9 protein-coding genes and 1 pseudogene are annotated in these 14,270 nt (G+C 76.0%); 9 read left to right on the top strand and 1 reads right to left on the bottom strand.

The features are described from left to right. Positions 1 to 2 precede the first annotated feature (2 nt). The 5 genes from KKR89_RS11325 to KKR89_RS11305 all read left to right on the top strand — a co-directional run bounded on the left by KKR89_RS11325 (position 3) and on the right by KKR89_RS11305 (position 7,047). Positions 3 to 1,724, top strand: a complete 1,722-nt coding sequence (locus tag KKR89_RS11325) for a hypothetical protein (protein WP_243882455.1) — start codon at positions 3 to 5, stop codon at positions 1,722 to 1,724. 43 nt (positions 1,725 to 1,767) lie between these two features. Further along, positions 1,768 to 2,559 carry an LLM class F420-dependent oxidoreductase gene (locus KKR89_RS11320; RefSeq protein WP_208195431.1) on the top strand — a complete coding sequence of 264 codons (792 nt, stop codon included), beginning with the start codon at positions 1,768 to 1,770 and terminating at the stop codon, positions 2,557 to 2,559. Positions 2,560 to 2,646: 87 nt separating this feature from the next. Continuing rightward, a complete protein-coding gene (locus KKR89_RS11315) occupies positions 2,647 to 4,617 on the top strand; it encodes a metallophosphoesterase family protein (protein WP_208195430.1) in 1,971 nt (656 codons plus the stop codon). Between the two features lie 140 nt (positions 4,618 to 4,757). Beyond that, complete coding sequence (locus KKR89_RS11310; protein ID WP_243882454.1) at positions 4,758 to 6,350, top strand: D-alanyl-D-alanine carboxypeptidase family protein; 1,593 nt, start codon at positions 4,758 to 4,760, stop codon at positions 6,348 to 6,350. 19 nt (positions 6,351 to 6,369) lie between these two features. Then, positions 6,370 to 7,047 carry a metal-dependent transcriptional regulator gene (locus KKR89_RS11305; protein ID WP_208195428.1) on the top strand — a complete coding sequence of 226 codons (678 nt, stop codon included), beginning with the start codon at positions 6,370 to 6,372 and terminating at the stop codon, positions 7,045 to 7,047. A 167-nt stretch (positions 7,048 to 7,214) separates the two neighbouring features. Here the strand turns inward: KKR89_RS11305 and KKR89_RS18315 are convergent. Beyond that, positions 7,215 to 7,544 (bottom strand): annotated as a pseudogene (locus KKR89_RS18315) (helicase HerA-like domain-containing protein); the annotation flags it as partial. Positions 7,545 to 7,648: 104 nt separating this feature from the next. Here KKR89_RS18315 and leuS point away from each other — a divergent pair. The 4 genes from leuS to KKR89_RS11280 all read left to right on the top strand — a co-directional run bounded on the left by leuS (position 7,649) and on the right by KKR89_RS11280 (position 14,236). Further along, complete coding sequence (leuS, locus tag KKR89_RS11295) at positions 7,649 to 10,564, top strand: leucine--tRNA ligase (RefSeq protein ID WP_251140861.1); 2,916 nt, start codon at positions 7,649 to 7,651, stop codon at positions 10,562 to 10,564. Continuing rightward, positions 10,561 to 11,541 carry a DegV family protein gene (locus KKR89_RS11290; protein ID WP_208195754.1) on the top strand — a complete coding sequence of 327 codons (981 nt, stop codon included), beginning with the start codon at positions 10,561 to 10,563 and terminating at the stop codon, positions 11,539 to 11,541. Before leuS ends, KKR89_RS11290 begins: the two co-directional genes overlap by 4 nt. A 173-nt stretch (positions 11,542 to 11,714) precedes the next feature. Next, entirely contained in the window at positions 11,715 to 12,689 is a 975-nt protein-coding gene (locus KKR89_RS18310; RefSeq protein WP_251140860.1) for a helix-hairpin-helix domain-containing protein, read from the top strand. Further along, positions 12,686 to 14,236, top strand: coding sequence for a ComEC/Rec2 family competence protein (locus KKR89_RS11280; RefSeq protein ID WP_208195427.1), 1,551 nt, complete (start codon positions 12,686 to 12,688; stop codon positions 14,234 to 14,236). Before KKR89_RS18310 ends, KKR89_RS11280 begins: the two co-directional genes overlap by 4 nt. Positions 14,237 to 14,270 lie beyond the last annotated feature (34 nt).

Raw genomic sequence — 14,270 nt, 5'->3', positions numbered from 1 at the left:
AGATGGGTGGTGCGCGGCTGCGCGCGACGACCGTGACGGGAGCGCTCGTCGTCGCGCTCCTGGCCGGGTGCAGCTGGGGGACGGCCGACGTGGCCACCCCCTCGACCTCCCCGGCGGTCACCGCGTCGCCGACCCCGGAGCCCCTGAGCGCCACACCGGCCGGCCCTCCGCCTGCCTCCGTCGTCACGGGCGACGACCCGCAGGTCGCGCTGGCGACGTCCGTCGCGCTGCTGGAGTCCGCACCGGTCGTCGTGCTCGCGGCGGCCGGTGACGCCGGTGCCGTGCTCACGGCGGCGTCCGCGGCCGTGGCGACGGGCGCGCCCGTCCTCCTGGCGGCCGACGGGGTCGACGTCGCGGCCGAGCTCACGCGGCTCCGTGCGCAGCACGCGCTCGTCGTGGGGGAGGTCACGACCGAGGCGCTGCCCGCCGACGTGGCGGCGGTCGCGGTGCCAGCCGGTGCCGACGCCGACGCGCTCACGCAGGCCACCGGGGTGCCCTTCGGTGACGTCACGCCGGTGCCCGCCGGGGGCGAGACGGCCGCGGTGCGGGCCCTGACGCGTCCCGCTCCCGCGGTGCTCGTGCCCGAGGGCCAGGCGCCGGCGCCGGCCGACGTGCCGAGCGACCCGTCCGTCGCACCCGCACCGGGCGACGTCGCCACGACGCTCCCACCCACGGCGCCGGTCGTCGCCACGGGCGTGCTCGCGCTCGCGGACGGCGCGGTCCCGGCCGCGGCGGCCGCGACGCTGCGCGCCCTCGGGGTCCCGGTCGCGGACGTGCCGGGCGGTGACCCCCGGGCGACGTCGGGCGCGGTGCAGGCCGTCGCGGCGGCCGCACCGACGTCGGTGATCGCCTTCGGGGAGACCTTCGGGACGCCCGAGATCCTGGCGGCACGCACGGCGACCGCACGCACGGGGGTCGAGCTCCCCGGCGGCGGGCAGGTCGTCTTCCCGGCGGTCGCGGGGCAGCCCGGCAAGCGGTACGTCGCCCTGTACGGCACCCCCGGGTCGGGTGCGCTCGGCGTGCTGGGGGAGCAGGACGTGCCGGCGACGCTGACCCGCGCCGCCCAGCACGCGGACCTCTACCGGGGCCTGACCGCGGACACGGTGGTGCCCGCCGTCGAGATCATCGCGTCCATCGCGTCGGCGGGGCCCGAGGACGACGGCACCTACTCGCGCAAGCGGTCGGTGGACGACCTGCGCCCGCTCGTCGACGCGGCCGGTGCCGCCGGTCAGTACGTCCTGCTCGACCTGCAGCCGGGCCGTCAGGACTTCGTCACCCAGGCGCGGGCGTACACCGAGCTGCTCGAGCTGCCGCACGTGGGGCTCGCGCTGGACCCGGAGTGGCGGCTGGCGCCCGACCAGGTGCACCTGCGCCAGATCGGCTCGGTCGGCATCGACGAGGTGAACGCGACCGCCGCCTGGCTGGCGCAGCTCACGCGGGACCGGAACCTGCCGCAGAAGATGTTCGTGCTGCACCAGTTCTCGCTGCGGATGATCTCCGACCGCGAGCGGCTCGACACGTCGCACGACGAGCTGGCTCCGCTCATCCACGTCGACGGGCAGGGCGGCCAGCCGGCCAAGGCCGGCACGTGGGCGGCGCTGCGCAACGGCGCGCCGAACGTGCACTGGGGCTGGAAGAACTTCTACGACGAGGACGTCCCGATGCTGGACCCGGCGCAGACGTACCAGGTGCAGCCGGTGCCGGACCTCGTCACCTACCAGTGAGTCAGCCCGCGCCCCGGCGGGGACCGCGCGCTAGCGTGACCCCGTGACCCAGACCCCCGCGACCGGCGTGCGCGTCGGCGTCCAGATCCAGCCCCAGCAGGCCGACTACGGCCAGATCCGCGACGCGGTCCTGCGCGCCGAGGACCTCGGTGTCGACATCGTGTTCAACTGGGACCACTTCTTCCCGCTCTACGGCGACCCCGACGGCAAGCACTTCGAGTGCTGGACGATGCTGGGTGCGTGGGCCGAGCAGACGAGCCGTGTCGAGATCGGCGCGCTCGTGACGTGCAACTCCTACCGGAACCCCGACCTGCTGGCCGACATGGCGCGGACCGTGGACCACATCAGCGGCGGCCGGCTGATCCTCGGCATCGGTGCCGGGTGGTTCGAGCGGGACTACGACGAGTTCGGGTACGAGTTCGGCACGGCGGGGTCGCGCATCGCCGACCTCGCGGCGGCGATGCCGCGCATCAGGGCACGCTGGGCTGCGGCGAACCCCACGCCGACCCGCGACATCCCGGTGATGATCGGCGGCGGCGGTGAGCGCAAGACGCTGCGCGTGGTCGCCGAGCACGCGGACGTCTGGCACTCGTTCGGCGACGTCGAGACGCTGCGCCGCAAGAGCGCGATCCTCGACGAGCACGGCGCCGCGGTCGGCCGGGACACCGCGTCGCTCGTCACGCGTTCCCTCGCCGTCGACGGGTCGGACCCCGACGAGGTCGGCGACGAGCTGCTCGCTGCCGGCGTGCGGCTGTTCACCTGCAGCGCGGGCGGTCCGGACTACGACCTGACGAACGCCGCAGCGTGGGTCAGGTGGCGCGACGCCCGAGCCTGAGCGCGGTCGCGTCGGAGGTGGGCAGGACGCGGCACCACCCGGCTGCGGCGGCCCTGACGTGCGCGAGCGCGTCTAGGCTCGGGGCCGATGGCTGATCCGACGAGCGACGTCCCGACCCCCCGGCGGCTCCACCGCGCCCGGCGGGCCGTGGGCCGAGCCGCGCGAGCCGCGCGCGCGTGGCGGCCGCGGCACGGGTGGCCCGCGACGATCGCTCTCGTCCTCGCCGCGCTCGTCGCGTCGGTCGTCTTCGGGGTGACCACCGCGTCCGTGCAGGCGGCGCTCGGACCCCACGTCACGCGGTACGACGTCACCACGGACGCGACCGTCACCATCGACTTCGGCCCGCTCGGCACGCTGCAGATCGACTCCCCGCTGCCCGCGACGCTGGGGGTCCGGGCCACGGTGCAGGAGATCCCGGCGAGCGTCACGGAGCTGGGCGAGGCCCGCACGCTGCAGGCGCTCAGCGAGGACCTCAACGCGTACGTGGCCTTCTTCTCCGGTCCCGCCGCGGCCGTGCAGGACGTCGCCTACGCGCTGGTGCGTGACGCCGTCGTGCGCTCGGCGGTCGCCTTCGTGGTGCTGGTCGCTGCCTGGTTCCTGCTGCGGTGGCTGCTGGGGCCCGACCGGCGACGTGAGCTCGTGGACCGCCTCGGCCCGCACGCGCGCGCGTGGCAGGCGGCCGCGCTCGTCGTGGTGGTCGGCGGGACGCTGCTGACCTCGAGCGTCGCACCCGGTGACCGGCCGGCCGCGCCGCAGGCCACGTCCGCCGTGTTCGACGGCACGCCCCTGGCCGGCGCGCGCGTCACGGGGCGTCTCGGCGGCGTCATCGACACCTACGGGGGCTACGCGGTGGACGCGTGGCGCGCGAACGAGGACTTCTACCGCAGCGCCGAGGACTCGCTCGTCGCCGCGTGGGAGGACCGCGCGACCGAGGAGGAGCAGGCCGCGCAGGAGGCGGCGCAGCAGGACGCGGCCGACCGTGCCGCGGCGCTGCACGCGGCACCCGACCAGGACGACGAGGGTGCGGACGAGACGTCGACGGACCGTGGGGACGGCGACCCGGACGCGTCGGCGCAGGACGCCGAGCAGCCCGAGCCCTCCGCGACCGACGACCCGGACGGTGCGGCACCCGCCGCGACCGACGACCCGGACGGTGCGGCACCCTCCGCGACCGACGACCCGGACGGTGCGGCACCCTCCGCGACCGCGAGCCCGTCGCCGACGGCACCGCCGGTGGACCCTGTCGTGCTCGTCGTCGTGTCGGACCTGCACTGCAACGTCGGGATGGCGCCGCTGATCGGGCGGCTCGCTGAGCTCGCGGGGGCCGACGCCGTCCTCGACGCGGGCGACACCACGATGAACGGCACGTCGGTCGAGCAGTACTGCGTCACGTCGTTCGCGCGCGCCGTGCCACCGGGCGTCGAGCTGGTGACGTCGCCGGGCAACCACGACTCGCGCGAGACGACCGCCAACTACGCACGCGCGGGCGCGACCGTCCTCGACGGTGGCGTCGTCGAGGTCGCCGGGGTGCGGATCCTCGGGGACCGGGACCCCAACGAGACGCGTGTCGGTGGCGGCGGGACGGCGTCCGCGGCCGACGAGACGCCGGCGGAGGCGGGCCGCCGGCTCGCCGAGACCGCGTGCGACGACGGCGAGGTGGACCTGCTGCTCGTCCACACCCCGGCCGTGGGCGACGCTGCCCTCGAGGACGGCTGCGTCCCCGCGCAGGTCTCCGGTCACTTCCACCGGCGGATCGGTCCCGAGCAGGTCGGGCTCGGCGTGCGCTACGTCTCGTCGAGCACCGCGGGGGCGACCCTGAACCAGGCCACGGTCGGTCCCCTGAGCGGTGTGGCCGAGCTGACCGTGCTGCGATTCGACCCCGAGTCGCGGCGGATCATGGACTACCAGGTCGTCAGCGTCGCGCCGGACACGAGCGTGACCGTCGGGGAGCGCCTGCTGTGGCCGGCGATCGTCGAGCCGCGGGACGAGGACGTGCCGGGGTTCGGCCCGGAGGACGGCGGCACCGCCCCCGGGGAGGACGCGGCGCCCGAGGGGTGAGCATCCGCAGGTGCGCGGATGAAGTCGGTGCCGTGGGGTTGCGCTCCCGCGGATCGGGTGGTCGCCTGGATCGGTGCGTCGGGCACGGCTCATCGCGGAGCCGTGCGGGACGCGCGCGGGGGGGAGCACGCGTGCGGCGGATGTCGGTCCTGTCGGTCGTGGGGGTCGTGGCAGGTGTGGTGCTCGCGGGCGCCGCGCCGGCGTCCGCCGGTCCGGGCGAGGACGTGCTGCGCCCCGGTGAGCAGCTCACGTCCGGTCAGGCCCTGCTGGCCCCGGGTGGTGCGCACGTCCTGGTCCTGCAGCCCGACGGCTCGCTCGGGATGTACGCGCTCGACGACGTCGTGCGGTGGTCCTCCGGTCGCGGTGTGGCGGGCGCGACGCTGACCACCGACGCGGGTGGTGACGTGCGGCTCGTCGCACCCGACGGCAGCGTCCTGTGGACCACCGCGACCGGGGGGTCGGGCGGGACGCTGCGGATGCGCGACGACGGCGACCTGGTCGTGGAGCTCCCGGACGGCACCACGGTGTGGAGCAGCGGGACGACGGTGGTGCCCTCGACCCTGGTCGGGCCGGGCCGTCTCGGGCCCGACGACATGCTGGCGTCGCCGGACGGTCGCCACACGCTGTTCGTGGACCCGGTCGCGGGCCTGCAGCTGCACGGCCCGGACGGCACCGTGCGCTGGACGCCGCCGGACGCCGCGGCGGCGACGGCCGCGCGGCCGGCGGCGGGGAGCCCTGCGGCGCACCCGGCGACCGCGCTCGAGCTGCGCGCGGACGGGAACCTCGTGGCCCTCGACGCGGACGGCGACGTCGTGTGGCGCAGCCGCACCGCAGGGACCGCGCTGGCGTCCCTCGTGCTGCAGGACGACGGCAACCTCGTCCTGCTCGGACCCACGGGTGAGCCCGTGTGGACCTCGGGCACCGCGATCGGTCCGCCGGTGCTGGAGCCGGGCGCCGAGCTCGCGGCGGGCGCCACCCTGGGTTCGCCCTCGGGGCACCTCGGCCTGCGGGTCGTGGACGGCGCGCTCGTCGCCAGCTGGGACGGTGAGCCGTTCTGGTCGTCGCCCACGGACACCGCGGTGGGCGTGCGCCTGCAGGAGGACGGCGACCTCGTGCTGCTCGACGCCGCGGGGACCCCGTTCTGGCGGACCGGCACCGGTGGGCACCCCGGCGCGCGACTGACCGTCGAGGAGGCGGCGGTTCTCCTCATGACGCCCGAGGGCGAGGTGCTGTGGAAGGCCGAGGTGCCCGCCTCGCTGGTCCCGAGGGAGGTGCCGGCGTCGCCGGTCCCGACGGGCGCGCAGCCCACCGACTGCGCGCTGGTCGACGGGCCGGTGGTGGCGGGGGACGTCGTGCGCACGGCCAGCGGCATCAGCGTGCACCCGTGCCTCGCCGACGCGCTCGACGCGCTGGTCGTCGCGGCGGCTGCCGACGGCGTCGAGCTGGGGGGCGGCGGATGGCGCAGCCCGGAGCAGCAGATCGCGCTGCGGCGCGCGCACTGCGGCCCGAGCGACGCCGACGTGTACGACAAGCCGGCGTCGGCGTGCTCGCCGAGCACGGCACGGCCGGGCAGCTCGCGGCACGAGCGCGGGCTCGCCGTCGACTTCACCACGGCCGGCCGGTCCCTGACGCGGGGGTCCGCGGCGTACGCCTGGCTCGTGGAGCACGCGGACGCGTACGGGCTGGAGAACCTGCCGGGTGAGCCGTGGCACTGGAGCGTCGACGGATCCTGAGCCCTCTACGCTGGGCGTCGTGTCGCAGAGCGCTGCCCCCTTGTCCGCGGTGAGCCAGGACTACCTCAAGGTCATCTGGGGCGCGCAGGAGTGGTCCGACGTGCAGGTCACGACCAAGCTGCTCGCCGGCCGCCTGGGGGTGGGCGCGTCCACGGTGTCGGAGACGGTCAAGCGCCTCGCCGACGCCGGGCTGGTGTCGCACCGCCCCTACGGCGCGGTGGAGCTCACCGCCGCGGGCCGTGCGCACGCGGTCGCGATGGTCCGGCGGCACCGACTCATCGAGACCTACCTCGTGCAGATGCTCGGCTACGGCTGGGACGAGGTGCACGACGAGGCCGAGGTCCTCGAGCACGCCGTGAGCGACCGGTTCGTCGAGCGGGTCGCCGACCTCCTGGGCCACCCGGACCGCGACCCGCACGGGGACCCGATCCCGGCCGCCGACGGGACGGTGCACCTGCCCGACGCGCGCGTCATGTGGGAGGTCGAGACGGGTCGGTACCGCGTCGCACGGATCTCCGACGCGGACCCCGAGCTGCTGCGCTACCTCGAGGGCGTCGGCCTGGTGCTCGATGCGGCGGTGACGCTCGAGGAGCGACGTGCGGTCACCGGGGTCGTGAGCGTGCACGTGGCGGGACGGCCCGACCGGGTCGAGCTCGGTGAGGTCGCCGCGGGTGCGATCTGGCTCGCTGCGCCCTGACGCGCCGCGCCCTGGGGCTGCGCGGCGCCGGCGCGCGGCGAAGATCGTGCGGGTGATCTCGCGCCCGAGCTGGGTGCCCGCCGACCGCAGGAAGGCGTCCAGCGGGGCGCTGACCGTGCCGGCGGGGGTCGAGCGGGTGCGAGCCGTGGCGCGCTGCGACCGCTGCCGGCGTGCTGCACCCGGCTGCCCAGCTGCGCCAGGACGTCGGCGGGCACGTCCTGCGGGCTCTGGGTGACGAACACGATGCCCACGCCCTTGGAGCGGATGAGCCGCACCGTGCGCACCACCTCGGCCAGGAAGTCCTTGGACGCGTCCGCGAAGAGCGGATGGGCCTCGTCGAAGAAGACCACGAGCCGCGGCTGCTCGAGGTCCCCGACCTCGGGGAGCGAACAGCTCGGCGAGCAGCCACATGAGGAACGTGGAGAACAGCGCGGGCCGACGTCGAACGCCGGTTCGCCGAAGAACGCGTCGGCGCCCTGCGCCTCGAGCTCGGCGAGGTGGGCGTCACCGGGTGCGCCCTGCGGGCTGTCCGACATGGGTCGATCCTCGCGACCGGACGCCTGCGGACGTGGGGGAGCCCCTGCGTCGGTACGATTCACCGGTGAGCGACCAGTCCCCGAACCCGGCCCCCGACGACGTCCCGTTCCGCTACACCGCCGCCCTCGCGCAGGAGATCGAGCTGCGCTGGCAGGACGAGTGGGACAAGCGCGGCACGTTCTTCACGCCCAACCCGGTCGGACCGCTCACTGACGGGCAGGGACGCCACGCCGACCCGTCCGCGCGCCCGTTCTTCGTCATGGACATGTTCCCGTACCCCTCGGGTGCCGGGCTGCACGTCGGGCACCCGCTGGGCTACATCGCGACGGACGTCGTGGGCCGGTTCCGGCGCATGTGCGGCGACAACGTCCTGCACGCGCTCGCGTTCGACGCGTTCGGCCTGCCGGCCGAGCAGTTCGCCGTGCAGACCGGGCAGCACCCGCGGGTGACGACCGAGGCGAACATCGCGATCATGCAGCGCCAGCTGCGGCGCCTGGGCCTCGCGCACGACCCGCGCCGGTCCTTCGCGACCATCGACCCGGACTACGTCCGGTGGACCCAGTGGATCTTCCTGCAGATCTTCGAGTCCTGGTACGACGAGGACGCGGTGCGTCCCGACGGCGGGACCGGCCGCGCGCGGCCCGTGTCCGAGCTGGTCGAGGAGTACGCCGCCGGCACCCGCCCGCTGCCGACCGACGTCGACGGCGTCCCCGAGGGCGCGACGTGGGCGGACCTGGACGAGGCCGCGCGCCGGCGCGTCGTCGACACGCGCCGCCTGGCCTACCTGTCGCAGACGCCGGTCAACTGGGCCCCGGGCCTGGGGACGGTGCTGGCGAACGAGGAGGTCACGTCGGACGGGCGTTCCGAGCGCGGCAACATGCCGGTGTTCCAGCGCAGCCTGCGGCAGTGGAACATGCGCATCACGGCGTACGCGGACCGCCTCACGGACGACCTCGAGCTCATCGACTGGCCCGAGAAGGTCAAGTCGATGCAGCGGCACTGGATCGGGCGCTCGACGGGCGCCCGGGTGCGGTTCGCCGTGCAGGGCGGCGAGCAGGTCGAGGTCTTCACGACCCGCCCCGACACGCTGTTCGGTGCCACGTTCCTCGTCGTGTCCCCGGAGCACCCGCTGCTCGACGAGGTGCCTGCGCAGTGGCCCGACGGCACGTCGAGCGCCTGGACCGGCGGCCACGCGTCGCCGGCCGACGCCGTGTCCGACTACCGCCGGCAGGCCGCCGCGAAGACCGCCGTGGAGCGGCAGCAGGATGCCGGCCGCAAGACCGGCGTGTTCACGGGCCACCTGGCGGCGAACCCGGTGAACGGCGAGCTGCTGCCCGTCTTCACCGCCGACTACGTCCTCATGGGCTACGGCACGGGCGCGATCATGGCGGTCCCGGGCGGCGACGAGCGCGACTTCCAGTTCGCCGAGGCGTTCGGGTTGCCGGTCGTGTACACGGTCGACGCACCCGAGGGCACCCCCCCGGGTGCCCGCACGGGCGACGGCGCGGTGATCAACTCCGCGAACGACGAGATCAGCCTGGACGGGCTGGAGGTCGGCGAGGCCAAGGAGCGCATCGTCGCCTGGCTGTCCCGCAAGGGCGTCGGCGAGGGCACCGTGACGTACCGGCTGCGCGACTGGCTGTTCAGCCGGCAGCGCTACTGGGGCGAGCCGTTCCCGATCGTCTACGACGAGCACGACACGCCGATCGCACTGCCGTTGTCCGCCCTGCCGGTCGAGCTGCCCGAGGTCCCGGACTTCTCTCCGCGCACCTACGCGCCGGACGACGCGGAGTCGGAGCCGGAGCCCCCGCTGGGCCGCAACACCGACTGGCTGTACGTCGAGCTCGACCTCGGCGACGGGCCCAAGCGCTACCGCCGGGACGCCAACACGATGCCCAACTGGGCCGGCTCGTGCTGGTACTACCTGCGGTACCTGGACCCGCACTCGGACGACGTGCTCGTCGACCCCGCGCTCGAGGAGTACTGGATGGGCCCGGGCCACGGCGCCCAGCCCGCCGGCTCCACCGGCGGCGTCGACCTGTACGTGGGCGGCGTCGAGCACGCCGTGCTGCACCTGCTCTACGCCCGGTTCTGGCACAAGGTCCTGCACGACCTGGGGCACGTCCGCAGCTCGGAGCCGTTCCACAAGCTGTTCAACCAGGGCTACATCCAGGCCTACGCGTACACCGACGAGCGCGGCGTGTACGTGCCGGCCGCCGAGGTCGTCGAGGACGAGACGTCGCCGACGGGCTTCCGGTGGGACGGCCGGCCCGTCAACCGGGAGTACGGCAAGATCGGCAAGTCGCTGAAGAACGCGGTGTCGCCGGACGAGATGTACGAGGCCTACGGCGCCGACACGCTGCGCGTCTACGAGATGTCGATGGGCCCGCTGGACCTGTCGCGCCCGTGGGAGACGCGTGCGGTCGTGGGGGCCCAGCGGTTCCTGCAGCGCCTGTGGCGCAACGTCGTCGACGAGACCACCGGTGAGGTCGTCGTGTCCGACGAGGACCCGTCGGTCGAGACGCTGCGCCTCCTGCACCGCACGATCGCCGACGTGCGCGCGGACATGACCGGCATGCGGATCAACACCGCGATCGCCAAGCTCATCGTCCTCAACAACCACCTGACGACGCTCGAGCGCAGCCCACGGTCGGTCGTCGAGGCGCTCGTCGTCATGACCGCGCCCGTCGCGCCGCACATCACCGAGGAGCTGTGGGCCCGGCTCGGCCACGACGAGTCGGTCGTGCACGCCACGTTCCCGCAGGCGGACCCCCGGTACCTGGTCGAGGACACCGTGACCTGCGTGTTCCAGGTGCAGGGCAAGGTGCGCGGCCGTGGCGAGGTGGCACCGTCCGTCGGCGATGACGAGCTGCGTGCGCTCGCCCTCGCGGACCCCGGCGTGCAGCGTGCGCTCGCGGGGCGTGACGTGCGCACCGTCGTCGTGCGTGCACCGCGGCTCGTGAACGTGGTGCCCGCCTGACCCCGGGCTCGACGCCGCCCCCGCCGAGGGTCGCGGTCGTCACGGACTCGACGGCGGCGCTGCCCCCCGGGCTGGCGCACGCCGTCGGGCTCCAGGTCGTGCCCCTGGACGTCACCATCGACGGTGCGCGGTACGTCGAGGGCGTCGACGTGACCCCCGAGCAGCTGCTGCACGCGCTCGAGCGCGGTGCGAAGGTCACGACGTCGCAGCCGCCGCCCTCGGCGTTCGCCGCGGCCTACGAGCGGGCCGCCGCCGCGGGTGCCCACGAGATCGTGTCGGTGCACCTGTCGGGCGAGATGTCCGGCACCGTGCGGTCGGCCCGCACGGCAGCCACGGTCAGCCCGGTCCCGGTCCGGGTCGTCGACTCGCGGACCGCGGCCCTCGGCCTGGGCTTCGCGGCCCTCGCCGCGGCGGACCGCGCGCGCACGCCCGTCGACGGCGCGCACGACGTACCGCCCGAGCCCGAGGACGGGCTCGGAGGTGCGGTCCGGCGCTGGATGGCACGCACGGTCCACCGGGGCGGTCCGGTGACCGTGTGGCCCGACGCCACCGAGGTCGCGCAGGTCGCCGCCGCCGCCGCGGCGAGCAGCCGCGTCTGGTTCCTGGTGGACTCGCTCGAGCACCTGCGCCGTGGCGGGCGGCTGGGCACCGCCGCGGCCGCGCTCGGTACCGTCCTGGGGCTGCGCCCGATCCTGTCGGTCCAGGACGGCCGGCTCGCCGTGTGCGAGAAGGTCCGGACCCGCAGGGCGGCGCGCGACCGGCTCGAGCAGCTCGCGGTCGCGGAGCTCGCGGGGCGCCCGGCGGCGCGCATCGCGGTGCATCACGTCGGCCCGTCCGACGCCGCCGACGAGGTGGCCGCCCACCTGGCGTCGGCCGTCGGCATCCCGACGGCCGACGTCCTCGTCGCGGACGCCGGCGCCGTGCTGGCCGCGCACGTCGGACCGGGGCTGCTCGCGGTCGTCGTCGCCGACGCCTGAGGGCGACGGCACCGGACGGACCGGGCTCGCGACGGGTCCGCGGGGCGAGGTGCGCCGGCATCGCGCGCGTCGATCACCGGTGAGCCGACCACAGCCCCGCCGCACCCGTGCGTCGTCCACCGGCGGGCACCGTCGGCCGCCCCCGGACGGCGCGCCCTTCTAGCGTGCCGTCGGTGCCCCTCGATCGCCCCAGCGTCCCGCCGGACGTCGCCCGCCGACTGGCAGTGGTCGCCGCGCACCGGGTCCGCGTCGCCGCTGCACCGCGCGCGCACGCCGGCTGGACGCCGCGCCCGCCCGCCTGGTCGCCCGCCGGCGACGACCAGCCCGTGGCGGACGGCGGTCCGGTGGCGGACGGCGGTCCGGTGGCGGACGGCGGTCCGGCGACGGACGACGGTCCGGTGGCGGACGAGGGGCCCGGGGAGGCCGCGCCGCTGTCCGGCCCGTCGGCCGACGGCGCGTCGCGGGCACGGGACGCGTCCCCGTGGCACCCGAGCGTCACCTCCGCCCTCGCCGCGGCTGCGGCGTCATCGCCCACGGCCCGGGTGACCCGCGTCCGTTGGGTACCCGGGTGGCGCACGGCGGGTGCGGCCGTCCTGGTCCTGGCGCTGGTGGCCGGCGGGATCGTGCTGCGCGCCGCGTCCGCCCCGCGCGGTGAACCGGTCGCCGTGCCGGTGCCTGCGGTCACCCGATCCGGGACCGGTGCCGACACCGGAGCGGGGGGACCCCCCGACGCACCCGACCAGGTGGTGGTCCACGTCGTCGGTGCCGTCGCGCGTCCCGGCATCGTGCGTCTCCCGCTCGGCGCGCGGGTCTCCGACGCGATCGACGCGGTCGGCGGCGGCACGCCCGACGCGGGCCTGGCGGCCGTGAACCTGGCGCGCGTCCTGACGGACGGGGAGCAGCTGGTCGTCCCCCTGCTCGGGGCGCCGGTGCCGGTGCCGTCGGCCGCGCTCGCGGACGGTCTCGTCGACCTCAACACCGCGGACGCCGCGGCCCTCGAGGAGCTGCCGGGGGTGGGTCCGGTGCTGGCGGGTCGCATCGTGCAGCGGCGCACCGAGCGACCCTTCACGAGCGTCGACGAGCTGGACGAGGTGTCCGGGATCGGGCCCGCGCTGCTCGCCGACCTGCTGCCACGGGTACGGGTGTGAGCGGCGGCCCCGGTGCGACGTCGGCAGCGGCCGACCTGCGTCTCGTGCCGCCGGCGGTGGCCGCGTGGTGCGCGGCGCTGGTCGTCGTGCACGCACCGCACGTCCTCGCGTGGCTCGCCCCGGTCGCTGGTGCGCTGCTCACGTCGGGTGCCGTCGTCGTCATGGTCGCGGGGGTCCGGCACGTCCGGGACCGCGCCGGGGAACCCGGCCGATCCGGTGCGCTCCCCGGGCCGCGCGCCGGCGCGCGGCAGCGCGCGCTGCCGGCCGTCGTGCTCGGCACCGCGACCGCCCTGGTGGTGCTGGTCAGCGGGGCCGCGGCCCAGCAGGTCCGCGCACCGGACGTCCTGCTGGCGGCCGCCGACGACGGTGGCACCGTCGAGGTGGTCGGACGGGTGACGGTCGCGCCCCGGCAGGTGGGTTCGGACGCGGGCCCCCGGGTCGTGCTCACGGTGACGACCTCCGCGGTCCGCGTCGACGGCACGTGGCGCCGCGCGCGGGCACCCGTGGAGGTCGCGGCCCCGGCCGGGGCGGTCCTCGACGCGGTGGTCCACGTGCGCGGCGTCGCGACCCGCACGATGCGCGCCGGCCGTGCCGCCGTGCGCGTCCAGGCGCGGGAGGCACCCGTCGTCACCGTGCCACCGCGTGCCGCGCACACGTGGGCCGCACGGGTGCGCCTCGGTGCTCGCGACGTCGCCCGCCCCCTGCCACCGGACGTCCGGGGGCTGCTCCCGGCGGTCACGGTCGGGGACACCGACGGTGTTCCCGACGACCTCGTCCTGGCGATGCGCGCCGCGGGCCTGGCCCACGTCATGGCGGTGTCCGGGGCGCACTTCGCGATCCTGGGGACGCTGGTGCTCGCCGCGGCGGCGGCCGTCGGTGCCCCGGCGTCGGTGCGCGTCGCGGCGGCCGCGGCCGCCGGTGCGGCACTGCTCCTGGTCGTGGGGCCGGAGCCGAGCGTCGTGCGTGCGGCCGTCATGGGCGGCGTCGGGTTGGTGGGGCTGCTCGCCGGCCGACGTGCCACCGGTCCGGCAGCGCTGTCCGCCGCCGTCGTCGCGCTGCTCGTCGCCGACCCGTGGCTCGCTGTCGACGTCGGCTTCTGCCTGTCGGTCGCGGCGACCGCAGGCCTCGTCGTGCTCGGTGGCCCCCTCGTGGAGCGCTGGTCCGCCCGGTGCGGCCGCGACGCCGCAGCGATGCTGGCGGCACCCGTCGCGGCCCAGCTCGGCTGCCTGCCGGTGACCCTCGCGCTGTGGCCGACGCTCGGCCCGTGGTCCGTCGTCGCGAACGTCGCCGTCGTCCCGGCGGTGGCGCCGGCGACCGTCCTGGGTCTGCTCGCCGCGCTCCTCGCGTCACCGTGCCCGGTGCTGGCCGACCTGGTGGCGGCGGGTGCGGGCGCCTGCTGCTGGTGGATCGCCGCCGTGGCGCGCTGGGCCGCCGGCCTGCCGGGCGCCGCGCTGGCCTGGTGGCCGGGCGTCGGGGGAGCCGTGACGGCCACGCTCGTCGCGCTGGCCGCGGCCGCCCTGGCGCTGGGTCGTCCGCGCCGGACCTGACGTCGGGGTGCCCGACGCAGGCACCCGGGTCGGA

It is taken from the genome of Cellulomonas dongxiuzhuiae, assembly GCF_018623035.1.
GTDB classification, from domain to species: domain Bacteria; phylum Actinomycetota; class Actinomycetes; order Actinomycetales; family Cellulomonadaceae; genus Cellulomonas; species Cellulomonas dongxiuzhuiae.
Note: the sequence above shows the minus strand (reverse complement) of the source record. Positions and strands in the feature narration are given on the sequence as shown.